Source organism: Nocardioides terrigena, from assembly GCF_003047265.1.
GTDB lineage: Bacteria > Actinomycetota > Actinomycetes > Propionibacteriales > Nocardioidaceae > Nocardioides > Nocardioides terrigena.
The window spans coordinates 384,706-410,883 of record NZ_PZYY01000004.1 but is presented as its reverse complement, the minus strand read 5'-3'; the positions used below and the strand labels follow the sequence as shown (position 1 = coordinate 410,883).

The following is a 26,178-nucleotide window of genomic DNA, read 5'->3' as shown; positions in this document are numbered from 1 at the left end:
GCTCGCGACGACTAACCACTGTCCCAACACGCAGACGAGAGGCAACACGATGAGCGAGACCACGACCCCCACGACCCGATCCGCCGCGGTCGTCAGCCGCCCCGGCAACGACACCGCCCTGGTCAGCGAGCAGGGCCGGACCTCCATCTCGGACACCGTCGTCTCCAAGATCGCCGGCATCGCGACCCGTGAGATCAGCGGCGTCCACGACCTCGGTGGCGGTGCGTCGCGCGCCGTCGGCGCCGTCCGCGAGCGGATCCCCGGCTCCCGCACCAACCTCAGCCAGGGTGTCGCGGTCGAGGTCGGCGAGCGCCAGGCCGCCGTGGACCTCGACATCGTCGCCGAGTACGGCGTGTCCATCGCCGACCTGGCCGCCGCCATCCGGCGCAACGTCGTCGGCTCGGTCGAGCGGATGACCGGCCTCGAGGTCACCGAGGTCAACATCACCGTCCACGACATCTTCATGGACACCGACGGCGACGGCATCGACGACGAGAGCACCGGCTCGCGTGTCGAGTGACCGACCCGGTCCCGTGGACGCCACCGACCGCACCGACGCCGACCTCGTCGCCGAGGCCGTCGTCGCGGTGCCCGGCGTCCACGGACTGCACGCGGGCGTCGTCGGCGAGGTCGCGACGTACCTCCCCGGCCGCCGCGTCAATGGCGTCCGGCTCCTCGAGCCCGGCTGCGACGTCCATGTCGTGCTGGAGTTCGGGGCGCCGATCCAGGAGACCTCCGACCTCGTCCGCCAGGCCGTCCGCCCGCTCGTCGGGGGTCCGGTCGACGTGACGGTGGAGGACGTCGTCGCGCCGGGCTCGGCGTGACCGGTCCGACGCACGACACAGACCCGTCGCGCGGCCTGGCCGGGGGGGAGGCCGCGCGACGATCCCTCCGCCGGGCCACCGCCCGGCAGCTCCACCCCGACCTCGGGGGCGACCCCGACGACTTCGACCGGGCCATGCGGGCCCTGGAAGCGGCCGTGCCGCCCCCGCCCGCCGGGCCACGCCACCGCCGATCCGCCGGCGGCTCCGCGACGAACCCCGTCGCCACCATCCGTACGACGCCGCGCTCGCGCGCCGTCCGCCGCATCACCGCCTCGGGCAGACAGCTCGTCCACACGATCCGCACCCGCATCCCACGGTCGTTGCCCGGCTCCCGCCGCTACGGCCACCTCTGAAGGAGACCACCATGACCACGTCCACCCTCGGCCTGCTCGCCGGCCTGCTGCTGACGATCGCCATCGTCACCGGCGGCCTCCTCGGACTGCTCCTCGCCCTCGTGCTGGGCGGCGGCGGCTACCTCATCGGAGGACAGGTCGACGGCGAGCTCGACCTCGGCTCCCTGTTCCGGGGTCGTCGTGGCTGAGGCCGCGCCCGCCACGGCGCCGCCACCACCCGTCGTACCGTCCGAGGAGCCGTCCGGACCGCAGCTCGTGGCGGCCGACCCCGCCGAGCGCGGGACCCTCGACGTCCGCACCAAGGCGATCCAGCACATCGTCGAGCGGGCCGTCCTCGACACCCCCGGCACCGTCGCCCACCAGGGCGCGCTCGGCAAGCTCATCGGCACCGGGTCGCCCCGCGCGTCCATCACGATGGAGGGCCGCCGGGCCCGCGTCGAGGTCGACGTCGCCGCCGTGTGGCCCGCGCCGGTCACCCGCATCGCCACCGACGTCCGTGACCGCGTGCTCCGCGAGGCCGCGCGCCAGTCCGGCGTCTTCATCCGCACCGTCGACGTCACCGTCCACGCCGTGACGCCCGACGCCGTCGACCACCAGCAGAGGAGGGTCCAGTGAGTGTCTCCACGCCCCCCAAGGCCCGCCCGGCCGCGGTGCTGGGCGCCGCGCTGATCGCCGTCGTCCTGATCGCGGTCGCCGCCGTGGCGGTCCGCGAGCTGGTCGTCAGCCAGCGCTGGGCGAGCGGCTCGCCGTGGTCGCTCGACGCGGTCCGCGCCCTCGACGGCCTCACCCCCTCCGTGGGCGTCGCCGCCGTCGGCGTCGTGATCGCCCTGCTCGGCCTGGTGCTGGTGTGGGTGGCCATCAAGCCGGCCGCTCGCACCCACCTGCAGGCCCACGCCGACGGCGACCTGTGGCTGTCCGCGCCCGCCGTCGCGGCCCTCGCCCGCGGCGTCGCCGACCGCGCGCCCGGCGTCATCTCCGCCGACGCCACGCGGGTCAGCCGCCGGCGCATCACCGTCGAGGTGGTCACCAGCGGTGACCCGACGGCCGTCGCCGAGCGGGTCGACTCCGCACTCCAGTCCCAGTCCAGGGCCTCACCCGGGCCGCCGTGACCGTCCGCACCCGGGAGGTGTCCCGATGACCCGCACGCTCCTCGGCCTCGACCGACTGCTCGTCCTCGTGGTCGGCCTGGCCCTCGTGGCCCTCGGCCTGCTGGCCGTGGACTGGCAGTACAACCTCGTCCTCTCGTCGTACGACCAGACCGTCCGCACCGGCGCTGCCGAGGACGTCGTCACCACCGCCTGGTGGCCGTGGGTCCTGGCCGTCGCGGGCGTCCTCCTGGGGCTGCTCGGCCTGTGGTGGCTGCTGGCGCACCTGCGTCGCGAGGCCTCCTCGACGACGCGGCTGTCCGCGAGCGACGAGACCGGCCGGCTCGAGGTCGACGTACGCTCCGTCGCCACCGCGGCCGCGGCCCACCTCGGCACCATCGCCCCGGTCGTGGACCCGTCCGGCACCGTGCGCTCCTACGGCGCCACGACGCTCGTCGAGCTGCGCGGCCGGGTCGACCCCGCCGCCGACGTGGAGGCGCTCACCGAGGCGGTCGCCACCACCAGCCAGCACGTCGCTGCGGCGTTCCCCGACGACCGGGTCGAGTGCCGGGTCGTCCTCGACGCCCCGCAGCGCAGGAGACGGGGGCGCACCACCCGGGTGCGCGTCCGCTGATCCACACCACCCACATGAAGGAGGTCCCCATGGGACTCGGAGACAAGGCGAAGAACGCCGCCCAGGACGCGCTCGGCAAGGCCAAGGAGGCCGTCGGCGAGGTCAAGGACGACGACAAGCTCAAGGCCGAGGGCAAGGCCGACCAGGCCGAGGCCAAGGTCAAGAAGACCGGCGAGGACGTCAAGGACGTCTTCAAGGGCTGACCCGCCGCACCCGACGGGCCCCGGTCATCGACCGGGGCCCGTCGTGCGTGCTACTGGCTCGGGGTCTCCGTCGGGATCTCGGGGACCTCCAGGTTGTCCATCGGAGAGCCGCAGGTGTCGGTCGTGTAGGTGTCGAACTCGTCGACCTGCGCGGTCTCGTCCTCGCTGAGGTCCTCGTCGATCTTCTCGAAGTCCTCCTGCTGGGCGTCGTCGTCGAGGTCGTTGATGAGGGTCATCGTCGTCTCGAAGCCGGCGCGCGCGTCCTCCGGCATGTCCTCGGGGGTGCCGGTCTCCTCCATCGTCGTCGCCCAGTCCTTGATCTGGGCGATGATCTCCGCGTCGGTGGCGTCGGCCATCGTCGACATGTCGTCGAAGAGGCTCTGGTAGCCCGCGCAGTAGTCCTCCTCGCTGGCGTCCGTCGGGGCACCGGCGCCCCCACCTCCGCCACTGCAGCCGAGGGCCGTGCCGCCCACGAGGACGAGCGAGGCGGCGAGCAGTGCAGACTTCATGGGGCTCTCCTGACGAGTGGGTGCGGCGCGGGTGCCTGTCCCCCAGCCTGCCCCATTGCCCCTCCTCGACACCTGTCCCGGCCCCCGTTCTCCGTCCTGCCGCTAGGGCCGCGCTGACGGGCGGGGGCCGAAGGCGGCGGGCAGCGGCAGGTGGAGGGCGACCGGCAGGTCAGCGAGGTACGCCGACCGCGACCGCTCGACCACACCGAGGCTCTCGAGGTGCGGGGTCTGCCACTGCACGTCGAGCAGCCGGTCCTCCGCGTGCTCGTCGGAGAGCAGCGAGACGAGGCCCATCAGCGCCACCTTGGAGGCGTCGCGCTCGCGGTGGAACATCGACTCACCGGCGAAGAGCCCGCCGATCGCCACGCCGTACAACCCGCCCACCAGACGCCCGTCGCGCCACGCCTCGACCGAGTGCACCCAGCCGAGCTCGTGGAGCTCGCAGTACGCCGCCCGCACGTCGCGGGTGATCCAGCCGTCGGGTCGGCGGCGGTCGCCGCACGCGTCGATGACCTCCTCGAAGGCGGTGTCCACGCGTATCTCGACGTCCTTGGCGGAGCGTCGCAGCGACCGCGACACCTTGAGCCCGTCCAGGGGCAGCACCCCGCGGCGTACGGGCGAGAACCAGCCCATCGGGTCCTGCGGCGGACCGATCGGCATCGGGAACAGTCCGTGCGAGTAGGCCCGGAGCAGCGTGCCGGCCTCCAGGTCGGCCCCCACCGCCACCAGGTCGTCCTCGGCGTCCCACAGCTCCGGGTCGGGAAAGACCCAGGGGGTGTCGGGGGGCTGGACGGGGGTCACGGTGGGCACGGTAGCCAACGCGTCGACAACTTTGCGCCCCCGGCGGGCATCCCACCCGGCACCAGATCTCGGAGGACACCATGCGAACCACCCCGCACACCATCCCGCTCAGGCCGGCGCTCGCCGCGGCCCTGTCCGTCGGCGCGCTGTCCCTCGGCACCGTCTCGCTCGGCGCTCCCGCCCACGCTGCCGCGGCGACGACCTGCGAGGGCCGGGCCGCCACCATCGTGGTGCCCGCGACGGGCTACGAGACCGCGCCGGTCGTCGGGACCCCCGGGGACGACGTCATCGTCGGCACCCCGGGCCGCGACACGATCGACGGGGCCGGTGGCAACGACATCATCTGCGGGTTCGGCGGCCCCGACACCCTCAGCGGGGGCCCCGGGGACGACCGGCTCTTCGGCGGGTTCGACGGCCAGTACTCCATCGACAACGGCTACTCGTCCGACCTGGTCGCCCCCGGGCCCGGCGACGACCACGTCGACCTGGGCGCGGACCGGCAGGCGCTCGACATCCACCCGGTGGACTTCGCCTACTACGACCGGGTCGTCTACACCGACGCCGCCGGTCCGGTCGTCGTCGACCTGACCGCTGGCACTGCGACCGGCGAGGGCACCGACACGATCGTGGTCGAAGGACCGGCCGGCGTCGTCGGCAGCGCGTTCGGCGACCGGATCACCGGCTCGCCGTACGCCGACCTGATCCAGGCCGGGGACGGCGACGACGTGGTCGACGGCCGCGCGGGCAACGACCGCATCGTCGTCGACGGCGGTCTCGGCTTCACCACCTCCCTGCCGGCCCTCGACGGGGGCGACGACGTCGCCTACGGCAGCGACGGCCGGGACGGACTGGTCTCCAGCGGCGGCACCGACGAGCTGTGGGGATCCTCGGGCCGCGACTTCTTCACGACCTCGCCCATCTCACGGGGCCAGCTGCGGGGAGGCCGCGACCGGGACCGGGTGTACGCCCAGGGTGCCGTCGACGTGTCTGCCGGCGCGGGCAAGGACCAGATCCACTACGAGCTCCAGCCAGGCTTCCGCACCGAGATCGACGGCGACGGCGGCCGCGACCTCCTCGACCTCGGGCTGAGCCGTGCGTTCGGCAAGGGCGAGCGCGTGCGCGTGGACCGGCCGCGGAGCCGGATCACCTTCACCGGCTCGACCACCCGGCTGGCCTACTCCGAGGTCGAGCGGCTGGAGGTCAGCGGCGGGCACCCGCACTGGACGTTCATCGGGACGCGCGCCGACGAGAGCTTCCGGGTCCTCGGCGGCCGGTCGGTGCGGGCCTTCGGACGTGGGGGTGACGACGTCTTCATCGGCACCGGTGGGCGGGACTTCTTCGACGGTGGCCGCGGACGCGACCGGGCGACCGGCTCCTCGGGACGCGACACCTGCGTGCGCATCGAGCGCGCCCAGGACTGTGAGCGGCGCCGGTGAGGGCGGGGCTCGGCGGGCCGGGACGCGGGGCGGGGACGACTTTCCTGCGCACCCGCGCAGCTCTGGGGGCAGGACGTCAGCCCTTCCCTGCGCAACTGCGCAGGGAAGGCGACCAGCCCCGGCCCCATGCCTGCGCACGTGCGCAGGGAAACGTTGAAGACCGAGCCCTATTCCTGCGCACCCGCGCAGGGAAGCCGTCGATACCCGTCCCCATGCCTGCGCACCCGCGCAGGAACCAGCGCAGTCCCCGCTAACCTCGCGGCCGTGAGGAAACGCGGGGTGGTCGTCGTACGACACGACCCCTGCCCGTGGCTGCTGGTGACCTCGGGCGAGGACGTGTGGGTGGTCCCGCGCGCCGACGGCGAGCGGCACTGGTGGCCGCTGGACCGACGGGCTGCACCGCGGTCCGTAATATCGGGAGCATGAGCATCAAGGGATCCGTCGGCCGGCACCTCGCCCCCAGGATCTCCGACATCGCGCCCGGACTGACCACCACGTTCGTCCGGGAGTCCCTCAACCGGGCCATCGACGGCGTCGGTCCCCTCCCGCCCGCCGCGGCGGCCGCGGACAAGCAGCTCAAGGAGCAGCGGGGCCACGTCGAGCGGGCGGTCCACGAGGTCATCGAGAACCACGTGCGCCTCGCCGGCGCCCAGGGCTTCCTGACCAACGTCGGCGGTCTCGTCACCGCGGCGGTCGCGATCCCGGCCAACATCGCCGGGCTCACCCTGCTCCAGTGCCGGATGATCGCCGGCATCGCGCACCTGCGCGGCCACGACCTCGACGACCCCCGGGTCCGCAACGCGATCCTGATGACGCTGCTGGGTGAGGACACCGTCACCGTGATGGTGCGGCAGTCCAAGCTCCCCGCGCCTCCGATGGCGCTGGCCACCGCGCCGGCCCACGACGCCAACCTCGACGGCATCATCGCCGCCGTGGTGGCCACCGACCTCCTCACCCGGGTCGCCGGCAAGCGGCTGGCGACCAGCGTCGGCCGCCGGGTGCCGATCGTGGGCGGCATGGTCGGCATGGGCGCCGACGGCTACGCGACGTGGCGGGTCGGCCGGTACGCCGATCGCGAGCTGCTGCCGCGCAACCACCGGCCCTGACCCCGGCCCCTCAGTGGTGCCGCCCACGCACCCGTCGGTAGGCGCCCAGTGCCTTGCGTCCCGACGGCCGCGCCTCGAGCGCTTGGACGGTCCGCTCGGCGGCCGTCCGACGTGCGAGGTGCAGCTCGTGGCGCGCCTCCTCCAGCTCGCGGGCGAGGTTGGCCTCCGACTCCCGGAGTCGGGAGCCCTCGACGAGCAGCGCCGTGATGGCGTCCATCGCGGCCGGCAGCAGGTCGTCGGCCGGTGCCGTGTCCGGGTCGGTGAAGGTCTCCGACGGAGCGCCGAGGAGGTCGGCGAGGTCGCCCACCACGTCGTACCCGCGCTGCTCGACCTCCGCGATCCAGGACCGCGACAGGTCCTGGACCCAGGCGTGCGTGGCGGGCGGGAGGCCGAGGCGAGCGCTCGACGTACGCCGCGACAGCGTCTGGTGGGCGAGCAGCTCGCGGACCAGCGGACGGTAGTCGGGCGGGTCCACGACCGGGGTGACCCGCTTGTTGACCAGCCGCAGCAGGGCGGTCTCGGGCACGCCGAGGGACGGGTTGGCGCGCTCGGGGGTGAGGTCGAGGTCGACGCCGTCGAGGCCGAAGGTGTGGCTGAAGCGCCGCCACAGCTCGTCAGGTGCCGAGCCGGGACGCGGCACCGTCACCAGGTGGACCTGCTCGGGCGGCAGGATCGCTCCCCAGCGGTCGAGGATGTCGGGGATCTCCTGGGCGCCCCAGAACCACGAGCCGATCCGGGTGTCGCGCGCGGGGTCGCGGATCATCTCGAGGAAGTGGGCGTAGGAGACGAGGCTGCGGTGCTTGACGTTCTCCTGCCACTCGGCCGGGACCTGCCGGACGAGGTCGCGCACGGACACGATGAGGTGCACCTCGACGCCCTCGCCGAAGGACGTCATCGCCCGGTCGATCTGCATGGGCGAGGCGGTCGAGAGGATCTCGTGGCTGATGATCGAGGTGCCCGGCCAGGCGCGCACCTGCTCGGCGAGCCGGTCCCAGGCGCCGACCGCCTCCGTCTCCAGGCCGCCCCACGTGAGCCGCATCAGGTCGAGCGCGGCCAGGAAGTGCCCGTCGAAGCGGTCGGCCGGGTAGAGGATCCCGTGCCCGCGCAGCACCTCGCGGTTGCGGAAGAGCACGTCCTGGAGGTACGACGTCCCGGTCTTGGGGGTGCCGACGTGCAGCAGCACACGCTTGGCCGGCGCGCTGGGGACCGGCGTGGGCGCCGCGGCCGTCGGAGGGGTCGTCGGAGGAATCGTCACCGCGCCTCCTTCGTCCAGTCGTCGTCCACCAGCATCCGCACCGCGAGCTCGAGCACCGCGGCGTCGGGGCGCTCCGGCGCCGGCGTCTCGCCGGTCAGGACCGGGGCGACGGCGGCGGGATCGCCGACGACAGGGTAGCCAGCCCGCTGCAGCCGGCGGGTCATCCGCTCGGCGGCGCGCGTCACCCACTCCCGGTGCTCGTCGGGGACGCTCACCGGCGGCATCGAGGTGACCGGCATCCGCGGCCACACGGTGCGCGACATGAGGGCGGCCCGCTCGTCCGGCGGCACCAGGAGCCCGACGACCGTCGCGATGCGGCGCGCGAGCTCGGCGGCGTCGGCGCCGGGGCGGTGGGCCGGGGGCAGGCGTCGTACGCCGAGGGCGTGCGGCAGCGCGGTCGGGTCCAGGACGACGACCACTCCCCCGGGCGAGGCCGCGTGCCGCTCGGCCACGGCGGGCAGGTCGACGCGGGGCGGCAGCTGACCGCGCTGCTGCCAGAACCGCAGCCACTCCAGCCAGGCGCCCGAGCCGCGCTCGAAGCACCGACGGGTCCACACGTCGGCGAGCATCTGGTCCAGCGGGGCACCGATGACTACCATCCGGCCGCGACCCAGGCGGCGCGGGCTCAGCGCCCCACGCGCGGCGGTCGCGAGCACCGGGTCACCGGCGACGCGGTGGTGGCGTGCCCACGGCCGCGGCAGGCCGCGCGGCTCGCGCGGGAGGCCGATCCGGACGACGTCCTCGGCGAGCACGCTGGTGGCGACGCGGACCAGCTCGTCCGCGGGCAGGGTGGCGGGCTCGACCGGCCGGGGACCGTAGGCCGGGCCGGGAACGCCGACGAGGGCCAGGTCGGGCTTGCCGCGGCCGGGGGCGGCGGCGGTCAGCACCCGGTGCGCCAGGTCCGGGGTCAGGGGTCCCGAGGCGGCGAGGTTGAGCCGGCGGAGGAGCTCCAGCTGCTGGGCGCCGGGCAGCACGCGACCGGAGGGGGGTGCCTCGCCGGTCCACGCCGACCAGGGCGTCGTACCGCCGTGGCGCAGGTGGGCCACCCAGCCCCACGCTCGCGCGGCCCCGGGGCTCCCGGCGGCCGGTGCGGCCGCGGTGTGGCTCACCGCTCGCGCAGCCGGCGGGCCTGGTCGCGCAGGCGCCGGACCGGGGTCTCGGCGGCGGTGCGCTCGGCGGCCTCGCGGGTCATCACGGTGAGCGCGTCGAGGGCGGCACCGAGCTGGAGCTTGGGGCTGACCCGGTCGGGGTTGCGCCACGCGGCGTCCGGCTCCGGCCGGCGGGGACGCAGGTCCTCGACGTCGCCGACGACGTCGACGCCGCTGCCCTTGATCCAGTCGATCCACAGCTGGGCCTGCGCCTCCGCGTGGTCGAAGCGGTCTGGGGGCAGGCGCACCGGGATCGAGTCCCGGCTGACCAGGACCTCCTGGGCGAGGAGCTCACGGATGAGGCCGTCGTACGTGGCGTCGCGCCACATCGGCAGCTCGAGACGGCGGTTGAGGCGCCGCAGGAGCTGGGTCTCGGCGATGCCGAGGCTGCGGTTGGCGCGCTCGGAGTCGAGCGGGGCCCACGCGGGATCGATGCCGAAGGCGCGGCAGAAGCGGAACCACAGCTCGTTGCCGGTCGGGCCACGGTCGTGCGGCACGGTGACGACGTGCACCCGCTCGGGCGGCAGCTTGGCGCCCCAGTTGTCGAGCACACTGGGCAGGTCCATCGCACTGCGGAACCACGTCTGGCCGCGCTCGACCTTGGTCAGGAAGCGGTTGAAGGTCCACTTGCGACCCTGCTTGATGCTCTCCTGCCAGGCGGCCGGGAGCTGGCGACCGAGGTCGCGGGCGGAGTAGACGACGTGGATCTCGCTGCCCTCGAGGTCGTTCATGACCCGGGCGATCTTGTCCGGCTTGGCCGGGGCGAGGATCTCGTGGCTGATGATGACGGTGCCGCTGGCGCGGTGCACCCGCTTGACCATCGTCTCCCACGCGCCCTGCGCGTGACCGGGCGTGCCGCCCCAGTCCTGCTCGAGCAGGTCGAGGGCCGCGCGGAAGTGGAAGAGGTCGGCGTCGACGAAGCGGTTCTTGGTCGGGATCGTCACCCCGTGGTCCGACAGCGACGACTGGTTGAGCATCAGCCTGTCCTGCAGGTAGGTCGTCCCCGTCTTGGGGGCGCCGATGTGGAGGTAGACGACGCGACTCATGGGCTCATCCTGCCAGCGCGCGTACGACGGCGCTGGGACTGGGGCGCCCGAGCCGTCCGGCCATCCACACGCTGGTCTCCACGACCGCGTCGAGGTCGACCCCGTGCTCGATCCCGAGCCCGGTGAGCATCCAGACGAGGTCCTCGGTGGCCAGGTTGCCCGTCGCGGACTTGGCATAGGGGCAGCCGCCGAGGCCGCCCGCGCTGGCGTCGAAGGTGGTGATGCCCTCCTGGAGCGCGGAGAAGGCGTTGGCCAGCGCCTGGCCGTAGGTGTCGTGGAAGTGCATGGCGAGCTGGTCGGTGCGCATGCCCGCGTCGACGAAGGCGTGGACGAGGTCCTTGACGTGGCCGGCCGTGCCGACGCCGATGGTGTCGCCCAGGCTCAGCTCGCTCGCGCCGAGGTCGAAGAGGCGCTTGCCGACCGAGACCACCTGGTCGACCGGCACCGCCCCCTCCCAGGGGTCGCCGAAGCACATGGAGACGTAGGCACGGACGTCGAGCCCGGCGGCGCGGGCCCGGGCGACGGTGGGCTCGAACATCGCGAACTGCTCGTCGAGGCTGCGGTTGAGGTTCTTCTGCGCGAAGGTCTCGGTGGCGCTGCCGAAGATCGCGATGTGCTCCATCCCCAGCTCGAGGGCCCGGTCGAGGCCGCGCTCGTTGGGGACGAGGACGGGGTGGGCGCGGCCCTCCTCGCCGAGCATCGTCATCAGGTCGGCCGCGTCCGCGAGCTGGGGCACCCACTTCGGGTGGACGAAGCTGGTGGCCTCGACGACCGGCAGGCCGGCGGCGACCAGGCGGCGTACGAACTCGGCCTTGTCCTCGGTCGCGACGACCGCCTTCTCGTTCTGCAGGCCGTCGCGGGGGCCGACCTCGTAGATCGTGACGCGCTCGGGAAGGGGTTTCGAGGCGCGCTCCGCTCGCACCTCAGCCACCGATCTCCCCCTCCTCGACGACGAGGAGGACCGCGCCGAGCGGGACCTGCTGGCCGGCCGCGACGTTGACCTCGGTGACCGTGCCGGCGAAGGGCGCGGTGAGCGCGAGCTCCATCTTCATCGCCTCCATGGCACCCAGCGTCTCACCCGCGGCCACCTCCTGCCCGACCGTGACGAGGACGTCGAGGACCGTGCCGGGCATCGGCGCGAGCAGGGTGCCGTCGCCGGCCGCGGGGCCGTGGTCGGCGAAGGCGTCGGGACGCTCGAAGGAGTGGCGCTGCCCGCGGTGGGCGACCTCGACCTTGTGGGTGGTGGCGTTGACGTACGCCGTCTCGCGGTGGCCGTCGAGGGACAGCACGGCCGTGTGGTCGGCCAGGCGGTGCTCGCTGACGACGACGTCGTCGACGCGGTGGCCGGGGACGTCGACCCGCAGCTCGCGGCGCCCGTCCGGCGTCTCGAGGGCGACCAGCGTGCGGGCGGGCTCGCCTGCGACCCGCCAGCCGTCGGTGGCGAACGGGTCGCCCGCCCGGTCGGTGAACCGAGGGCTGTGCAGCACGGCGTCGACCCAGGCGGCGGCCACCAGGGCCACCTCGCTGTCGGGCGCCGCGACGGTCGCGTGGTCGAGCCAGGCGGTGTCGATGGTGGCGTCGCGGAACTCCGCACCGGCCGCCAGGGCCCGCACGAAGCCGGTGTTGGTGGTGAGGCCGAGGATGCCGGTGCGGTCGAGGGCGTCGACCAGCCCGGTGCGTGCGGCCTCGCGGTCTGCGCCCCAGGCGATGACCTTGCCGAGCATCGGGTCGAAGGACGAGCTCACCACTTGGCCGGACTCGAGGGCGGCGTCCACGCGGACACGGCCGGGCCCCGACCCCGCTCGACCACCGGCGGCGCCCTCGGCGAAGGGCACAGTCGGCCACCGCACCAGCTCGGCGGTGCCGGCCTGCGGCAGGAAACCGCCGAAGGAGTCCTCGGCATAGATCCGCGCCTCGATCGCGTGCCCCTCGACGGTGACGTCGGCCTGGGTGAAGCCGAGCGGCTCGCCGGCGGCCACCCGGAGCTGCAGCTCGACCAGGTCGATGCGCTCGCCGCGGACCCGCACGACCTCCTCGGTGACCGGGTGCTCGACCTGGAGGCGGGTGTTCATCTCGAGGAAGTAGACCTCGCCGGTGTCGCTGTCCAGCAGGAACTCGACGGTGCCCGCGTTGGTGTAGCCGACCGCCTGCGACAGGGCGACCGCGCTGGTGGTGACCGACGCACGCTGGGCGTCGGTGATCGTGGGCGCGGGTGCCTCCTCGAGCACCTTCTGGTGGCGGCGCTGGGTCGAGCAGTCGCGCTCGAAGAGGTGCACCACGCTGCCGTGGTGGTCGGCGAGCACCTGCACCTCGATGTGGCGACCGTGCTCGACGTACTTCTCGACGAGGATCGTGTCGTCGCCGAACGCGCTCAGCGCCTCGCGGCGGGCGGCGGCAAGCGCGGCGGCGTACTCGCTGCGCGCACGGACGATGCGCATGCCCTTGCCGCCACCGCCGGCCGCGGCCTTGACCAGCACGGGATAGGCGAAGCCGGCGGGATCGGCGTCGAGGTCGTACGACGGCACGACGGGCACGCCCGCGCCCACGGCGATCTCGCGGGCGGCGTCCTTCTTGCCCATCGCGTCCATGACGTCGGCGCCGGGCCCGACGAGGAGGACCCCCTCGGTGCCCTCGATCGCTCGGGCGAAGGCCGACCGCTCGGAGAGGAAGCCGTAGCCGGGGTGGATCGCCCCGGCACCGCTGCGCCGGGCGGCGTCGACGATCGCGTCGATGTCGAGGTAGCCGGGCACCTCGAGGGCCTCGTCGGCCTCCCGCACGTGCGGGGCGTCGCGGTCGGGGGCGGTGAAGACCGCGACGGTGCGCAGGCCCATGGCCCGGGCGGTGCGCATGACGCGGAGGGCGATCTCGCCGCGGTTGGCGATCAGGACGGTGTCGAAGGCGGACAAGGCGGTCACATCCTGAAGATGCCGTAGGAGGGGTCCGGCACCGGGGCGTTGGCCGCCACCGCCAGGCCCATGCCGAGCACCCGGCGGGTGTCGGCGGGGTCGATCACGCCGTCGTCCCAGAGGCGGGCCGTGGAGTAGTAGGGCGAGCCCTGGGTCTCGTACTGCTCACGGATCGGGGCCTTGAACGCCTCGACCTGCTCGTCGGTCTCGAGGTCGGTGCGCACGGTCGCGAGGACGCTGGCCGCCTGCTCCCCGCCCATCACCGAGATCCGCGCGTTGGGCCACATCCACAGGAAGCGGGGGTCGTAGGCGCGCCCGCACATGCCGTAGTTTCCGGCGCCGAAGGAGCCGCCGATGACGACGGTGAACTTCGGGACCACGCTGCACGCGACCGCGGTGACCAGCTTGGCGCCGTCGCGGGCGATGCCGCGGTTCTCGTACTCCCGGCCGACCATGAAGCCGGTGATGTTCTGCAGGAAGACCAGCGGGATGCCGCGCTGGTTGCACAGCTCGATGAAGTGCGCACCCTTGAGGGCGGACTCGCTGAAGAGGATGCCGTTGTTGGCGACGATCCCGACGTCGTAGCCGTGGATCTTGGCGAAGCAGGTCACCAGCGTCTCGCCGTAGAGCTTCTTGAACTCGTGCATCCGGCTGCCGTCGACGATGCGGCGGATGACGTCGCGCACGTCGTACGGCGTGCGGGTGTCGGTGGGCACGACGTCGTACAGGCTCTCGGGCGACTCGTGCGGCTCCTCGACCGGGCCGGGCTCGAGCCGACGCCCCGGCTGCGGGTAGCCGGACGTGGCGGGGAGGGTGTCGACGATGCTGCGGACGATGGCCAGGGCGTGCGCGTCGTCGTCGGCGAGGTGGTCGACCACCCCGGACTTGCGGGCGTGGACGTCACCGCCACCGAGGTCCTCGGCCGTGACGACCTCGCCGGTGGCGGCCTTCACCAGCGGCGGACCGCCGAGGAAGATCGTGCCCTGCTCCTTGACGATCACCGTCTCGTCCGACATCGCCGGCACGTAGGCGCCGCCGGCGGTGCACGAACCCATCACGGCGGCGATCTGCGGGACGCCCTTGGCGCTCAGGTTGGCCTGGTTGAAGAAGATCCGGCCGAAGTGCTCACGGTCGGGGAAGACGTCGTCCTGCATCGGCAGGAACGCGCCACCGCTGTCGACCAGGGCGATGCACGGCAGGTTGTTGTCCGCGGCCACGGTCTGCGCACGCAGGTGCTTCTTGACCGTCAACGGGTAGTACGTGCCGCCCTTGACCGTCGCGTCGTTGGCGATCACCACGACCTCGCGGCCGTTGACCCGGCCGATGCCGGTCACGATGCTCGCGCTCGGCACGGCGTTGAGGTCGTCGGCGTCGCGCCCGTACATCCCGTACGCCGCCAGCGCGCTCAGCTCGAGGAAGGGACTGCCCGGGTCGAGCAACCGGTCGACCCGGTCGCGGACCAGCAGCTTGCCGCGGCCGGTGTGCTTGGCCCGGGCAGCCTCGCTGCCACCCTGGCGCACGACGGCCAGTCGCTCGCGCAGATCGGCGACGAGGTCACGCATCGTGGGTGCGGCCGCGGGGGCGGGGCCGCTCGAGGGATCGCTGCTGGCGTCGGTCACGAGCTCAGGTTAGCGATCGTTAACCTGCCCTGTCGACCGGCAGGTCCTCGGCGAGGACCGCTCGGAGGTGCTGGGTCAACGCGGCGCGCACCCCGCGGTCGGTGAACCGGTCGGGCAGCCGCATGGCCGGCTCGCCCTCCGGAGGCGCTGCGAGCGTCACGACCTCTTCCGCGAGCCCTGTCACGATCGCGCGCAGGAGCCTCGCCTGGCGCTTCGCCTGCGGGGCCGGCAGGCCCAGGCTCACGAGCACCCGGTGGCACAGGTCGAGCAGTCGTCGGTCGAAGCCCCCGACCGTGATCGCCATGTCCCAGTCGTGCCGCCCCCACGCCTTGTAGGCGTGGAGCAGGCGGAGCCGCTCGAGCCCGGCACCGTCGGTGGGCAGGTGGACGGCCAGGACGTCGACCGCGTCCTCGACTCGGGGCCTGTCACCGCGACCGAGCCTGCCGGGGGCGAACGGGTGCCGGCCGAGCTCGTGGGAGAAGTGGTCGTCGACCGCGGCGAACGCGCACGCCAGGAGGTGCGACTGGTTGCGGTAGTAGTAGCGGACCGTGCTGGCGCTCAGGCTGCCCTCGGCCGCGACGGCCCGCACCGTGGCGGCTCCGCAGCCGGACCGGAGGACGATCGCTCCACGGCGGCGTACACCTCGACGTAGTAGCTCAGGTTCTGTGGTCTCATGCCGGGCTCCTACCCCGTCCGACCGAAGTCGCATCTCGTTGTCCACAGGCACCCGGTGTCCACAGGGACCCGGTCTGCGCAGGTGCGCAGGCATGGGGCGGGGTCTTCACGCCTTGCCTGCGCACGTGCTCAGGGAAGCGGTCCGCCGTGGCCGCCATGCCTGCGCACGTGTGCAGGAACACCGTGGACGACGCCGGGGACCGCGGTTAGCGGGCGCTAACCTTGGCCGGTGACCCCGCGGCGCCAGCAGATCCTCGACATCGCCGCGGACCTCTTCGCCCAGCGGGGCTTCCACGGCGTCTCGGTCGCCGACCTCGGCGCGGCGTGCGGCATCTCCGGCCCGGCGCTCTACAAGCACTTCCCCAGCAAGGACGCGGTGCTCGCGGAGATGCTGGTCTCCATCAGCGAGGAGCTCCTCACGGTCGGGCGCCGGCGCGCGGAGGCGGCCGGGAGCCCGACGGCGGCCGTCGAGGCGCTGATCGAGTGGCACATCGAGTTCGCGCTCGCCCACCGCGCCCTGATCGTCGTCCAGGACCGGGACTGGTCCTCGCTCGCCGACGACGCCCGCGAGCAGGTGCGGGCGCTCCAGCGGGAGTACGTCGACGTGTGGGCTGCCGAGCTCCGTCGCGTGCACCCCGACCTCACCCTCGACCGCGCCCGGGCGATGACCCACGTGGCCTTCGGGCTCATCAACTCCACGCCGCACAGCGGACTGCTGCCCGACGACCAGATGCACGGGCTGCTGCACGACATGGCCCTCGGCGCCTTGGTCGCTCCCGCGTAGGACCGCTCACCCCGGAGGGTGGGCACCACGATTAGGCTGGGCGCCATGAAGCTCAGTGACAAGCTCGAGACGGCGTTCAACGCGCAGATCACGCTGGAGTTCCAGGCGTCCCTCGTCTACCGCCAGCTGGCCATCGAGCTGGAGCTGATGGACCTGCCCGGGATGTCCGCGTGGCTGCGCCACCAGGCGGACGAGGAGATCGTCCACGCCAACAGGTTCATCGACCACGTCGCCGATCGTGACAACCACCCCGCCATCGGCGCGATGCAGGCGCCGAGCGTCGCGGGCGGGTCCGTGCTCGACGCGTTCAAGGCGGCGCTGGCGCACGAGCAGAAGGTGTCGGAGTCGATCCGCAACCTCTACCGGGCCGCCGAGTCCGAGGGTGACCTCGACTCCCGGCCGCTGCTCAACTGGTTCCTCGAGGAGCAGATCGAGGAGGAGGCGACGGTCAGCGAGATCATCGGCCGGCTGGTCATGATCGACGACGACGGTCCCGGCCTCCTGCGCCTCGACGAGGAGCTCGGGCTGCGCCCGATCGCGACCACCGAGCCCAAGGCCTGACCGACCCCGCGCCGCCAGCCCGGCACCGACGACGCCTCACCACCAACGCGTCAGGTCGACCTCCGGGTCGGCCTCCAGCGCGCTCAGCATCCGGGCCGCTCGCAGCGCGGCGTCCTCGGCCACCGCGAGGTCGTCGGTCCGCGGGTCCGCGCCCTCGCCGACCCCGCCGACCCCGCCACCGCCGGGGCCGACCGTCAGCTCGTGCAACCCGGCCAGCACCGCCTCCCGGGACAGCCCCCGCAGCTGGAGCAGCACGAACGGATCCTCCTGGAGCAGCCAGCCGACCTGCGTGAGCACGGCCAGCGCGTGCGGGCACGGGTCGAGCCATGAGTCGCACGTGCAGGTGGAGCCCAGCTCCCCGCCGTACGGCAGCAGCTCGATGCCCGCCTCCTCACAGGCCTCGACCAGGGCGTGCGGCAGCTGTCCGGCGAGCAGCGCGGCGATCCGTCCGGACTCGGCACCGACCAGCTCGACGAAGGTCGCCGCGTCGCGGTCGTCCAGGGGCGGCACGCTGATCGTGACCGTCCGGGCGTCGTCGCCGTCCTTGACCGCCGCGATGGCCGACCCGGTGTCGACCGCGATGGCGCCCACCTCGCCCGCCCGGGCCAGGGCCCGGCCGCGGCGCAGCTCGGCGACCCCGAAGGCCGACTCCTCGACCGCCCGGCCCCACGCCTTGCTCCACCACGTGCCGGCACCCGCGCCGCGGCGCGGCGGGATCCGCGGGTGGGTGACGGTGTGCGCGCCGGTCACGGCGACTCCACGCCACCCGAGCCCGGGTCGCGCAGCTCCACCAGGTCGCGGAGCTCGGCGTTGCTCAGCTCGGTGAGCCCGGCCTCGCCGCGACCCAGGACCGTGTCGGCCAGCGCGCGCTTGCGGGAGAGGAGCTCGGCGATCTTCTCCTCGATCGTGCCCTGGGTGACGAACCGGTGCACCTGCACCGGCCGGGTCTGGCCGATCCGGTAGGCCCGGTCGGTGGCCTGCTCCTCGACGGCGGGGTTCCACCAGCGGTCGACGTGGATGACGTGGTCGGCCTGGGTGAGGTTGAGGCCGGTGCCGCCGGCCTTGAGCGACAGCAGGAAGACCGGCACCTCGCCGGCCTGGAAGCGCGCCACCATCGCCTCCCGCTCGGCGACGGTCGTGCCGCCGTGCAGGAACTGGTGGGGCACCCCTGCCCGGGACAGGTGGCGCTCCAGCAGCCGCGCCATCGCGACGTACTGCGTGAAGACCAGCGCCGCCCCGCCCTCGGCGAGGACCGTGCCGATCAGCTCGTCGAGGAGGTCGAGCTTTTCCGAGCGGCCCGACAGGCGCGGGTTGGACTGCTTGAGGAAGTGGGCCGGGTGGTTGCAGATCTGCTTGAGCCCGGTGAGCAGCTTGAGCACCAGGCCGCGACGGGTGTCCTCGTCGGCCTCCTCGATGCGGCGCATGCAGTCGCGCACGTAGGTCTCGTAGAGGACGACCTGCTCGCGGGTCAGGCCGATGAGGTGGTCGGTCTCGGTCTTGGCCGGCAGCTCGGGGGCGATGCCCGGGTCGGACTTGCGGCGGCGGAGCAGGAACGGCCCGATCAGGTCGACGAACTGTCGCGCCTTGGTCGGCTCGAGCCCGGACTCGATGGGGGCGGCCCACACCTTGCGGAAGGCGTTGCGGCTGCCCAGGAGCCCCGGGATCGCCCAGTCGAGGATCGCCCACAGCTCGGTGAGGTTGTTCTCGACGGGGGTGCCGGTCAGCGCGACCCGGGCCGCGCTCGGGATGGTGCGCATCGCGCGCGCGGTCGAGGACTGGGCGTTCTTGACGTGCTGGGCCTCGTCGGCCACGACCAGCCCCCAGGGCACCGCGGCGAGCTGCTCGGCGTCGTTGCGCATCGTGCCGTAGGTCGTCAGCACGAACCCCGGGTCGCCCACTGCGGTCCCCTCCAGCGGGGCGAGGAGGTCGTCCGGGTCCGAGACCAGCCCGTCCAGCGTGCGACCGGCACCGTGGAGGCGCCGGACGGGTACGCCGGGGGCGAACCGCCGGATCTCGGCCTCCCAGTTGCCCAGCAGCGACGCCGGGCACACGACGAGCGTCGGCCCTGCAGCCTCGGTGGTCGAGGTGCGAGCGGGCTCTTCGGTGGTTGAGGTGCGAGCGGGCTCTTCGGTGGTTGAGGTGCGAGCGGGCTCCTCGGTGGTTGAGGTGCGAGCGGAGCGAGCCTCGAAACCCTCCCCCTCGTGCCGGTGCAGGTGCAGCGCGATGACCTGCACCGTCTTGCCCAGCCCCATGTCGTCGGCGAGGCAGGCACCCAGCCCGAGCGAGGTGAGCTCGGCCAGCCACGAGAAGCCGTGCCGCTGGTAGTCGCGCAGCGTCGCCGCCAGCCCCGCCGGCACCTCGATCGGCTCGCGCACGGCCGCGGTGCGCAGCTGGTCGCGCACCTTCAGCAACGACGCCCCGACGACGGCCTGGTGCTCGACGTCCTCGACCTGGACGACCTCGGTCAGCGTCGCGGCGAGCGCGGCCGCGGGTGCCACCCGCTTGATGAGGCGCTTGCGGGCCCGCTTGAGCACGGCGGAGTCGACGATGGTCCAGTTGTCGCGGATCTTGATGATCGGCGTGGCCGCCGTCGCCAGGTCGTCCATCTCCTGGTCGCTCAACGCCTCGCCGTGCAGCGCCAGCTGCCAGGAGAACCCGAAGAGCGCGTCCGGACCGAACAGCCCCGTCTGGAGGGGCTCCTCGCGGCTCGCCGGCGGACCGGAGAGCACCACCCGCGAGGTCACGTCACGGTCGAGGTAGCGCGGCCACAGCACCTGCACCCCGATCGTGTCGAGCGCGAGGACTCCTTCGTCGAGCAGGCTCAGCAGCTCGTCGCTGTCGAGGGTGATCTGGTCGGGCACCCGCAGCTCCAGCAGCCGGTCGAGCACCGGCCAGGCCTCCGCGGCGGCGCGCAGGGCGATGGAGGCGTGGGTGCGGGCCCGGTCCCCGAATCCGTGGCTGCTGCCCGGCTCGTCGGCCTCGGTCCACAGCAGGGCCGCGTCGGCGACGTGGGCGGCGTTGTCGGCGGCGACGACCTGGAGCACGAGGCGGACGGCGCCCGCGACCAGCTCCTCCTCTTCGGCCTCCACCCGCAGCGCGATGTTGACCAGCTGGGGCCGGTCGTCGTTGCCGCGCGAGCGGGCCCGGGCGATCCGCTCCTCGAGCCGGCGGGTGAAGTCGGGGTCGACCCGGGGTGGGGCCGGCGACGCCGTGGCGGACCGGGCGGGACTGCGACGGGTGGCCAGCGGAGCGGCGCGCGGCATGGCGTCGGCGACGGCCTCGAGCACCGCGCGGACGATGCCCTCGGCGGTGTCGACGTCGAGGCCCTCGCGGGCCCGGGCCTGGGCCAGCCGGGCGATGCGGTCCTCGTCGGAGGCGTCCAGCCCGGACACCTGCCAGCGGGTGCCCGTCTCGTCCGGGGCGAAGCGGCCGGCCGCGACCAGTCGCATGCCGAGCAGCGCGGCCCCGCTGAGCAGGGCGACGCTCGGGTGCACGTCGGGCTGAGAGTGGGCCCGGGTCAGCACCGGGAGCGCCCCGCGCATCGGGAGACTGACCGTGCGGCGCTCGTCGGTGAACTCCACCGTCCCGTCGCGGGGCTGCTCGCCCGCCCGGAAGGTGGCGGGACCGCTGACCGGGACGAAGCTCACGCCTCGCAACCTAACGCGCGACACCGACACCCCACCGCGGCGAGGTGCACACGGCCAGCCGCTAGCGTCGTACCCATGAGCATCCTCGACGCACCCCTCGCCCGCCTCGACGGCACGCCCGGCACCCTGCGCGACCTCACGGGCGGACGCCCCGCCCTGCTCGTCAACGTCGCCAGCAAGTGCGGGCTGACCCCGCAGTACAACGGACTGGAGGAGCTCCAGGAGAAGTACGGCCACCGCGGCTTCACCGTCGTCGGCCTGCCGTGCAACCAGTTCGGCGGCCAGGAGCCCGGCAGCTCGGAGGAGATCGCGGAGTTCTGCTCGGCGACGTACGGCGTCAGCTTCCCGATGAGCGAGAAGGTCGAGGTCAACGGCGAGGACCGCCACGAGGTCTACCGGGAGCTCGTCGGGACGCCCGACGACAAGGGGCAGGCCGGCGACGTGCAGTGGAACTTCGAGAAGTTCCTCATCGACGGCGACGGCACGGTGGTCGCTCGCTTCAACCCGACCGTGGAGCCGCAGGACCCGCAGCTGGTCGGTCGCATCGAGTCGCTCCTCGACTGAGGTGGACCTCCCCGCGCTGCTCGCCCAGCACCCCGTCGTCGACGGGCACAACGACCTCCTCTGGACCGCCCGCGAGGAGACCCGCTACGACTGGGACGCCCTCGACGTCGGCGTCGGCGGCACCCCGACCCACACCGACCTGCCGCGGCTGGCCGCCGGCGGGGTGGGCGCCCAGTTCTGGTCGGTCTACGTCCCGACCCGGCTGACCGGTGACCACGCGGTGAGCGCGACGCTGGAGCAGGTCGACGCGGCGTACGCCCTCACCGCCCGGTACGCCGACCGGCTGGCGCCGGCGCGGACCGCCGACGAGGTCGAGGCGGCCTGGGCGGACGGGCGGATCGCCTCGCTGATGGGCGCCGAGGGCGGGCACTCCATCAACTCCTCGCTCGGGACCCTGCGCCAGCTGCACGCGCTCGGGGTGCAGTACCTGACGCTCACCCACAACGCGAACACCCCGTGGGCCGACTCGGCCACCGACCGCCCGGTCGCGGGCGGACTGACCGCCTTCGGCCGCGAGGTGGTCCGGGAGATGAACCGGATCGGCATGATGGTTGACCTGTCCCACGTCTCGGCCGGCACGATGCGCGACGCCCTCGCCGTGGCCGAGGTGCCGGCGATCTTCAGCCACAGCTCCGCGCGGGCGGTGACCGACAGCCCCCGCAACGCGCCCGACGACGTGCTGGAGTCGCTGCGTGACCAGGGCGGGGTCTGCATGGTGACCTTCGTCCCCAAGTTCGTGAACCAGGCGTGCGCCGACTGGCACCGCGGTGCCGTGGAGGCCGCGGCCGCGGAGGGGATCGCCGAGGCCGACAACGCCCGTTTCTCGCCGTTCTACGCGGCCTACCGCGCCGCCCGCCCGGAGCCCGTCGCGGACCTCTCCGACGTCGTCGCGCACTGCGAGCACGTGCGCGAGGTCGCCGGGATCGACCACGTCGGGCTGGGCGGCGACTACGACGGCGTCGAGGTGCTGCCCACCGGCCTCGAGGACGTCACGGGCTACCCGGCACTGCTCTCCGCGCTGGCCGACCGCGGCTGGTCGGCCGACGACCTCGCCCGGCTCACCTGCCGCAACGTGCTGCGGGTGATGCGGTCCGTCGAGGCGGGGGCCCGGGAGATCCAGCGACTGCGCGGGCCGAGCCTGGCCCGGATCGAGGACCTCGACCACCCCGTGAGGTGAGGCAGACCACAGCCGTCAGGACTGGGTGGTTGTCGGTGGCAACTGTCACCATTCTCCGGTGACCACAGACATCCAGCAGCACCCCGCCGGGACACCGGCGGGCGACTCGGACAAGCTCGACAAGAACGTCCTCCTGGTGGCGGGCGTCGTCGTGCTCGGCGCGATCATGTCCATCCTCGACATCACGGTCGTGTCCGTCGCGCTCGAGACCTTCCAGCGCGAGTTCGACGCCACCGCGGCCGAGGTCGCCTGGACCATGACCGGCTACACGCTGGCCCTGGCCAGCGTCATCCCCCTGACCGGCTGGGCGGCCGACCGCTTCGGCACCAAGCGGCTCTACCTGCTGGCCGTGCTGCTCTTCACCGCCGGCTCGGTGCTCTGTGCCGCGGCCACCAGCCTCGAGATGCTGGTCCTCTTCCGCGTCCTCCAGGGCCTCGGCGGCGGCATGCTGATGCCGCTCGGCATGACGATCCTGACCCGCGCCGCCGGCCCCGAGCGCGTCGGTCGCGTGATGGCCGTGCTCGGCATCCCGATGCTCCTCGGCCCGATCTTCGGCCCGATCATCGGCGGCGCCCTGATCGACAGCGCCTCGTGGCACTGGATCTTCCTGATCAACCTGCCCATCGGCATCGCCGCGATCGCCTACGCGTGGGTCGTCCTGCCGAAGGACGAGGTCGAGCCGTCGGAGACCTTCGACTGGCTGGGCATGCTGCTGCTGTCGCCCGGTCTCGCCCTGTTCCTCTACGGCGTCAGCTCCATCCCCGAGCACGGCACGGCCGCCGCCAGCGAGGTCTGGGCCCCGATGGTCCTCGGCCTCGCGCTCATCGTGGCCTTCGTGCCGTGGGCGCTCAACCGCCGCAACCTGCACCCGCTGGTCGAGCTGCGCCTGTTCAAGAACCGCAACATGACCGTGGCGGTGATCGCGATGATGCTGTTCGCGATCGCGTTCTTCGGCGCCTCGCTGCTCTTCCCGCTCTACTTCATCCAGGTCCGCGGCGAGGACGCCCTCGGCGCCGGCCTGCTGCTCGCCCCGCAGGGCATCGGCGCCATGATCACCATGCCCATCGCCGGGATCCTGGCCGACCGCATCGGCCCCGGCAAGATCGTGCTCACCGGCATCACCGTGATCACGATCGGCATGGCCATGTTCACCCAGATCGGTGCCGACACGTCCTACCCCTACATGCTCGGCGCGCTGTTCATCATGGGCCTCGGCATGGGCGGCACCATGATGCCGATCATGACCGCGGCGCTCGCGACGCTGACCGCGCACAACGTGGCCCGGGGCTCGACGCTGCTCAACATCACCCAGCAGGTCGCGGCGTCGATGGGCACCGCGCTGTTCTCGGTGATCCTCACCAACGAGATCAAGGGCAGCGACACGGCCCCGGTCTACCTCGCGGCCCGGTCCGCCGAGGGCGATCCGTCGGCGCTGGCCGCCCTCGCGGAGCAGCTCGGCCTGCCGATCGACCAGTTCACGGCCGTGGTGGCGCAGGGCCAGGTCGCGCTGGCCGACTCCTTCGCCACGGTGTTCGTCGTCGCGACCATCCTCGTCGCCTGCTGCCTCATCCCGGCCGCCTTCCTGCCGCGCACGAAGGTCACCCCGGCCGACCCCGCGGCGATGATGGGTCACTGACCCCCCACGCTGACGTACGACGCCCGCGCCCGCCATCAGCGACCGCGGCGTCGGACGGACCCGGCCGCCCCGCGACGGGCGGCGCTCAGGCCTGGGTGCCGAGCGCGACGGGCAGCACTGCCGAGGCACCGGCCTCCCGGAGCGCGACGGCGGCGACGGTGAGGGTCCAGCCGGTGACGACGAGGTCGTCGACGAGCAGCACCGGGCCGGAGGGCACGTCGGCGCGCAGCTCGTAGCGCCGGGTGACCGCGGCGACGCGCTGCGCGGAGTTGGTGGCTCCCCGACCGGGCGCGACCGAGGGGTCGGCGATCGCCCAGGTGCCGACGACGGGGAGCTGCATGACCCGGCTCAGGCCGGCGGCGAGGTCGGCGACGAGCTGGGGCCGGGTGGCGGACTCGACGTGCACGATCGCGACGGGCCGCTCGGCCCACTCGCCCGACCAGTCCTTCATCACCGTCATCAGGCCGGCGGCCAGCGACGGCGGCACGGGACCGTCGGGAACGCCCTCGGCGAAGAGCTCGCGCAGGGCCTGCCCATGACCGAGGTCGGTGAGCCGGGCGATGGCACGGCCCTCGGAGGGGCCGCTGCCGATCTTGCCCTTGAGGCCGAGGCCCAGGTTGGCCAGCGCGGTGGGCCACATCTTGCGGGGCTCGATCGCCACCCCGGGGCGTGAGAGCCGGGCACTGGCGGAGGCGACGGCCTCGTCGGACACCGTGGTGGTCAGCGAGAGGCCGCCGCAGTTGTCGCAGCGCCCGCAGTCGACGGCGTCGGGGTCGTCGAGCTGCTCGCGCAGGTAGCGCATCCGGCACACGTCGCTGTCGAGGTAGGCCAGCATCGCAGCCTGCTCGCGCTCGCGGGCGGCGCGCACCCGGTCGTAGCGCTCGGCGTCGTAGACCCACTCGCGACCGGTCGCCTCCCACCCGCCCTGCACGCGCCGGACGGCGCCGTCGACGTCGAGCACCTTGAGCATCGCCTCGAGGCGGTTGCGGCCGAGCTCGACGTAGGACTCGAGGGTCGCGGTGGACAGCGGCCGGTCGGACCGGGCGAGCACGTCGATGGTCTGCCGGACGAGCTGCTCGGGCGGGAACGACAGTCCGGCGAAGTAGGCCCAGATGTCGCGGTCCTCGAGCTGGGGCAGCAGCACGACACTGGCCTCGGAGGTGCCACGGCCGGCGCGACCGACCTGCTGGTAGTAGGCGACCGGGGACTGGGGAGCCCCGAGGTTGATGACGAAGCCCAGCGACGCGTCGAACCCCATGCCCAGCGCCGAGGTGGCGATGAGGGCCTTGACCCGGCCGCCGACCAGGTCGGCCTCCAGGGCCTGGCGCTCGGTCGGGTCGGTCTGGCCTGAGTAGGCCGCCACCTCGTGCCCGCGCTCGCGCAGGTAGGCCGCGACCTCCTGGGTGGCGGCGACGGTCAGGCAGTAGACGATGCCGGAGCCGGGCTGCTCGGAGAGGTGGTCGGCCAGCCAGGCCAGCCGCTGCTCGGCCGTGCGCAGCCGCAGCACCCCCAGGCGCAGCGACTCGCGGTCGAGGGAGCCGCGCAGCACGAGCACGCCGGAGCGCTCGTCGGCGGCCGGGTCGAGCCCGCCCCCGAGCTGCTCGGCGACGTCGGCGGTCACCCGGGCGTTGGCGGTCGCGGTCGTGGCGAGCACCGGGATCCCCTCGGGCAGGTCGCCGAGGAGGGTGCGGATCCGGCGGTAGTCGGGACGGAAGTCGTGGCCCCAGTCGGAGATGCAGTGCGCCTCGTCGACCACGAGCAGCCCCGACGTGGCCGCCAGTCGGGGCAGCACCTCGTCACGGAAGCCGGGGTTGTTGAGCCGCTCGGGGCTGACCAGCAGCACGTCGACCTCGCCGGCGTTGATCGCGTCGTTGATCGGCTGCCACTGCTCGATGTTGGTGGAGTTGATCGTCACCGCGCGGATGCCGGCCCGCTCGGCCGCCTCGATCTGGTTGCGCATCAGGGCGAGCAGCGGCGAGACGATCACCGTCGGGCCGGCCCCCTGCGAGCGCAGGAGGAGCGTTGCCACGAAGTAGACCGCCGACTTGCCCCACCCGGTGCGCTGGACCACGAGCGCGCGGCGCCGGTCGACGGCGAGGGCCTCGATCGCCGACCACTGGTCCTCGCGGAGGACGGCGTCGTCGCGGCCCACCAGCGCCCGGAGGTGGCGCTCGGCATCGGCACGGACGTCGGTGGCAGTGGTCATGGC

Annotated in this window: 28 protein-coding genes; 16 read left to right on the top strand and 12 right to left on the bottom strand. The window is 73.3% G+C overall.

Annotated elements, in window-relative coordinates; translation table 11 throughout:
• The first annotated feature begins 49 nt into the window (after positions 1-49).
• The 8 genes from DAE25_RS11185 to DAE25_RS11150 are packed head-to-tail and all read left to right on the top strand — an operon-like array spanning position 50 to position 3,099.
• Complete coding sequence (locus DAE25_RS11185; RefSeq protein ID WP_107766261.1) at positions 50-520, top strand: Asp23/Gls24 family envelope stress response protein; 471 nt, start codon at positions 50-52, stop codon at positions 518-520.
• Entirely contained in the window at positions 510-824 is a 315-nt protein-coding gene (locus DAE25_RS11180) for an Asp23/Gls24 family envelope stress response protein (protein ID WP_199907540.1), read from the top strand. Before DAE25_RS11185 ends, DAE25_RS11180 begins: the two co-directional genes overlap by 11 nt.
• Positions 821-1,177 carry a hypothetical protein gene (locus tag DAE25_RS11175; protein ID WP_107766259.1) on the top strand — a complete coding sequence of 119 codons (357 nt, stop codon included), beginning with the start codon at positions 821-823 and terminating at the stop codon, positions 1,175-1,177. Before DAE25_RS11180 ends, DAE25_RS11175 begins: the two co-directional genes overlap by 4 nt.
• An 11-nt stretch (positions 1,178-1,188) precedes the next feature.
• Positions 1,189-1,365, top strand: a complete 177-nt coding sequence (locus DAE25_RS11170) for a DUF2273 domain-containing protein (protein ID WP_082600440.1) — start codon at positions 1,189-1,191, stop codon at positions 1,363-1,365.
• Complete coding sequence (locus DAE25_RS11165; protein ID WP_107766258.1) at positions 1,358-1,792, top strand: Asp23/Gls24 family envelope stress response protein; 435 nt, start codon at positions 1,358-1,360, stop codon at positions 1,790-1,792. Before DAE25_RS11170 ends, DAE25_RS11165 begins: the two co-directional genes overlap by 8 nt.
• Complete coding sequence (locus DAE25_RS11160; protein ID WP_107766257.1) at positions 1,789-2,286, top strand: DUF6286 domain-containing protein; 498 nt, start codon at positions 1,789-1,791, stop codon at positions 2,284-2,286. Before DAE25_RS11165 ends, DAE25_RS11160 begins: the two co-directional genes overlap by 4 nt.
• Before the next feature lie 25 nt (positions 2,287-2,311).
• Complete coding sequence (gene amaP / locus DAE25_RS11155) at positions 2,312-2,896, top strand: alkaline shock response membrane anchor protein AmaP (protein ID WP_107766256.1); 585 nt, start codon at positions 2,312-2,314, stop codon at positions 2,894-2,896.
• A gap of 29 nt (positions 2,897-2,925) precedes the next feature.
• The gene (locus DAE25_RS11150; RefSeq protein ID WP_107766255.1) at positions 2,926-3,099 is read left to right on the top strand and encodes a CsbD family protein; all 174 of its coding nucleotides are present in this window, start codon (positions 2,926-2,928) and stop codon (positions 3,097-3,099) included.
• Positions 3,100-3,149: 50 nt separating this feature from the next.
• Here DAE25_RS11150 and DAE25_RS11145 read toward each other — a convergent pair whose 3' ends face one another.
• On the bottom strand, positions 3,150-3,608 hold the full coding sequence (locus DAE25_RS11145) for a hypothetical protein (protein ID WP_107766254.1): 459 nt from the start codon (positions 3,606-3,608) through the stop codon (positions 3,150-3,152).
• A 102-nt stretch (positions 3,609-3,710) separates the two neighbouring features.
• Positions 3,711-4,409, bottom strand: coding sequence for a leucyl/phenylalanyl-tRNA--protein transferase (aat, locus tag DAE25_RS11140; RefSeq protein WP_199907539.1), 699 nt, complete (start codon positions 4,407-4,409; stop codon positions 3,711-3,713).
• A gap of 80 nt (positions 4,410-4,489) precedes the next feature.
• Here aat and DAE25_RS11135 point away from each other — a divergent pair, with 80 nt between their 5' ends.
• From DAE25_RS11135 to DAE25_RS11130, 3 genes are all read left to right on the top strand, one after another.
• Entirely contained in the window at positions 4,490-5,845 is a 1,356-nt protein-coding gene (locus tag DAE25_RS11135; RefSeq protein ID WP_107766252.1) for a calcium-binding protein, read from the top strand.
• A 264-nt stretch (positions 5,846-6,109) separates the two neighbouring features.
• Positions 6,110-6,271 (top strand): hypothetical protein, encoded by a 162-nt coding sequence (locus tag DAE25_RS23150; RefSeq protein WP_159083682.1) that lies wholly within the window; start codon positions 6,110-6,112, stop codon positions 6,269-6,271.
• Positions 6,268-6,951, top strand: a complete 684-nt coding sequence (locus tag DAE25_RS11130) for an EcsC family protein (protein ID WP_107766251.1) — start codon at positions 6,268-6,270, stop codon at positions 6,949-6,951. Before DAE25_RS23150 ends, DAE25_RS11130 begins: the two co-directional genes overlap by 4 nt.
• 10 nt (positions 6,952-6,961) lie before the next feature.
• Here the strand turns inward: DAE25_RS11130 and DAE25_RS11125 are convergent, their stop codons facing one another.
• Genes DAE25_RS11125 through DAE25_RS11095 form a run of 7 tightly spaced genes read right to left on the bottom strand, consistent with a single transcriptional unit; the run spans position 6,962 to position 15,514 of the window.
• On the bottom strand, positions 6,962-8,206 hold the full coding sequence (locus tag DAE25_RS11125) for a hypothetical protein (protein ID WP_234410979.1): 1,245 nt from the start codon (positions 8,204-8,206) through the stop codon (positions 6,962-6,964).
• A complete protein-coding gene (locus tag DAE25_RS11120) occupies positions 8,203-9,315 on the bottom strand; it encodes a hypothetical protein (RefSeq protein ID WP_107766250.1) in 1,113 nt (370 codons plus the stop codon). The genes DAE25_RS11125 and DAE25_RS11120 overlap by 4 nt, the downstream gene beginning before the upstream one ends.
• On the bottom strand, positions 9,312-10,400 hold the full coding sequence (locus DAE25_RS11115) for a hypothetical protein (RefSeq protein ID WP_107766249.1): 1,089 nt from the start codon (positions 10,398-10,400) through the stop codon (positions 9,312-9,314). Before DAE25_RS11115 ends, DAE25_RS11120 begins: the two co-directional genes overlap by 4 nt.
• A gap of 4 nt (positions 10,401-10,404) precedes the next feature.
• Positions 10,405-11,331, bottom strand: coding sequence for a hydroxymethylglutaryl-CoA lyase (locus DAE25_RS11110; RefSeq protein WP_107766248.1), 927 nt, complete (start codon positions 11,329-11,331; stop codon positions 10,405-10,407).
• Positions 11,324-13,315: an acetyl/propionyl/methylcrotonyl-CoA carboxylase subunit alpha gene (locus DAE25_RS11105; protein WP_107766247.1), complete on the bottom strand. Its 1,992-nt coding sequence runs from the start codon at positions 13,313-13,315 to the stop codon at positions 11,324-11,326. Before DAE25_RS11105 ends, DAE25_RS11110 begins: the two co-directional genes overlap by 8 nt.
• The gene (locus tag DAE25_RS11100; RefSeq protein ID WP_456093766.1) at positions 13,312-14,925 is read right to left on the bottom strand and encodes a carboxyl transferase domain-containing protein; all 1,614 of its coding nucleotides are present in this window, start codon (positions 14,923-14,925) and stop codon (positions 13,312-13,314) included. Before DAE25_RS11100 ends, DAE25_RS11105 begins: the two co-directional genes overlap by 4 nt.
• Before the next feature lie 19 nt (positions 14,926-14,944).
• Positions 14,945-15,514 (bottom strand): hypothetical protein, encoded by a 570-nt coding sequence (locus DAE25_RS11095; protein ID WP_107766246.1) that lies wholly within the window; start codon positions 15,512-15,514, stop codon positions 14,945-14,947.
• Between the two features lie 315 nt (positions 15,515-15,829).
• Here DAE25_RS11095 and DAE25_RS11090 point away from each other — a divergent pair, with 315 nt between their 5' ends.
• Both DAE25_RS11090 and DAE25_RS11085 read left to right on the top strand, forming a co-directional pair.
• Entirely contained in the window at positions 15,830-16,384 is a 555-nt protein-coding gene (locus DAE25_RS11090) for an SACE_7040 family transcriptional regulator (RefSeq protein ID WP_107766245.1), read from the top strand.
• A gap of 45 nt (positions 16,385-16,429) precedes the next feature.
• Positions 16,430-16,945 (top strand): ferritin, encoded by a 516-nt coding sequence (locus DAE25_RS11085; protein WP_107766244.1) that lies wholly within the window; start codon positions 16,430-16,432, stop codon positions 16,943-16,945.
• A gap of 36 nt (positions 16,946-16,981) precedes the next feature.
• Here DAE25_RS11085 and DAE25_RS11080 read toward each other — a convergent pair whose 3' ends face one another.
• Both DAE25_RS11080 and DAE25_RS23890 read right to left on the bottom strand, forming a co-directional pair.
• Entirely contained in the window at positions 16,982-17,695 is a 714-nt protein-coding gene (locus tag DAE25_RS11080; protein WP_107766243.1) for an SWIM zinc finger family protein, read from the bottom strand.
• Positions 17,692-20,592 carry a DEAD/DEAH box helicase gene (locus DAE25_RS23890; protein ID WP_234410978.1) on the bottom strand — a complete coding sequence of 967 codons (2,901 nt, stop codon included), beginning with the start codon at positions 20,590-20,592 and terminating at the stop codon, positions 17,692-17,694. Before DAE25_RS23890 ends, DAE25_RS11080 begins: the two co-directional genes overlap by 4 nt.
• Before the next feature lie 75 nt (positions 20,593-20,667).
• Here DAE25_RS23890 and DAE25_RS11065 point away from each other — a divergent pair, with 75 nt between their 5' ends.
• Genes DAE25_RS11065 through DAE25_RS11055 form a run of 3 tightly spaced genes read left to right on the top strand, consistent with a single transcriptional unit; the run spans position 20,668 to position 23,969 of the window.
• A complete protein-coding gene (locus DAE25_RS11065; protein WP_107766242.1) occupies positions 20,668-21,156 on the top strand; it encodes a glutathione peroxidase in 489 nt (162 codons plus the stop codon).
• 1 nt (position 21,157) lies between these two features.
• The gene (locus tag DAE25_RS11060; protein WP_107766241.1) at positions 21,158-22,333 is read left to right on the top strand and encodes a dipeptidase; all 1,176 of its coding nucleotides are present in this window, start codon (positions 21,158-21,160) and stop codon (positions 22,331-22,333) included.
• Between the two features lie 58 nt (positions 22,334-22,391).
• Complete coding sequence (locus tag DAE25_RS11055) at positions 22,392-23,969, top strand: DHA2 family efflux MFS transporter permease subunit (protein ID WP_107766240.1); 1,578 nt, start codon at positions 22,392-22,394, stop codon at positions 23,967-23,969.
• A gap of 85 nt (positions 23,970-24,054) precedes the next feature.
• Here DAE25_RS11055 and DAE25_RS11050 read toward each other — a convergent pair whose 3' ends face one another.
• Positions 24,055-26,175, bottom strand: a complete 2,121-nt coding sequence (locus DAE25_RS11050) for a RecQ family ATP-dependent DNA helicase (protein WP_107766239.1) — start codon at positions 26,173-26,175, stop codon at positions 24,055-24,057.
• Positions 26,176-26,178 lie beyond the last annotated feature (3 nt).

What these genes read in the sequence shown, in the direction of transcription:
- DAE25_RS11185 (WP_107766261.1), top strand. Translation starts at nt 50, where the DNA reads ATGAGCGAGACCACGACCCCCACGACCCGATCCGCCGCGGTCGTCAGC.
- DAE25_RS11170 (WP_082600440.1), top strand. Translation starts at nt 1,189, where the DNA reads ATGACCACGTCCACCCTCGGCCTGCTCGCCGGCCTGCTGCTGACGATC.
- amaP (WP_107766256.1), top strand. Translation starts at nt 2,312, where the DNA reads ATGACCCGCACGCTCCTCGGCCTCGACCGACTGCTCGTCCTCGTGGTC.
- DAE25_RS11150 (WP_107766255.1), top strand. Translation starts at nt 2,926, where the DNA reads ATGGGACTCGGAGACAAGGCGAAGAACGCCGCCCAGGACGCGCTCGGC.
- DAE25_RS11145 (WP_107766254.1), bottom strand. Translation starts at nt 3,608, where the DNA reads ATGAAGTCTGCACTGCTCGCCGCCTCGCTCGTCCTCGTGGGCGGCACG.
- DAE25_RS11135 (WP_107766252.1), top strand. Translation starts at nt 4,490, where the DNA reads ATGCGAACCACCCCGCACACCATCCCGCTCAGGCCGGCGCTCGCCGCG.
- DAE25_RS11130 (WP_107766251.1), top strand. Translation starts at nt 6,268, where the DNA reads ATGAGCATCAAGGGATCCGTCGGCCGGCACCTCGCCCCCAGGATCTCC.
- DAE25_RS11115 (WP_107766249.1), bottom strand. Translation starts at nt 10,400, where the DNA reads ATGAGTCGCGTCGTCTACCTCCACATCGGCGCCCCCAAGACGGGGACG.
- DAE25_RS11085 (WP_107766244.1), top strand. Translation starts at nt 16,430, where the DNA reads ATGAAGCTCAGTGACAAGCTCGAGACGGCGTTCAACGCGCAGATCACG.
- DAE25_RS11065 (WP_107766242.1), top strand. Translation starts at nt 20,668, where the DNA reads ATGAGCATCCTCGACGCACCCCTCGCCCGCCTCGACGGCACGCCCGGC.
- DAE25_RS11050 (WP_107766239.1), bottom strand. Translation starts at nt 26,175, where the DNA reads ATGACCACTGCCACCGACGTCCGTGCCGATGCCGAGCGCCACCTCCGG.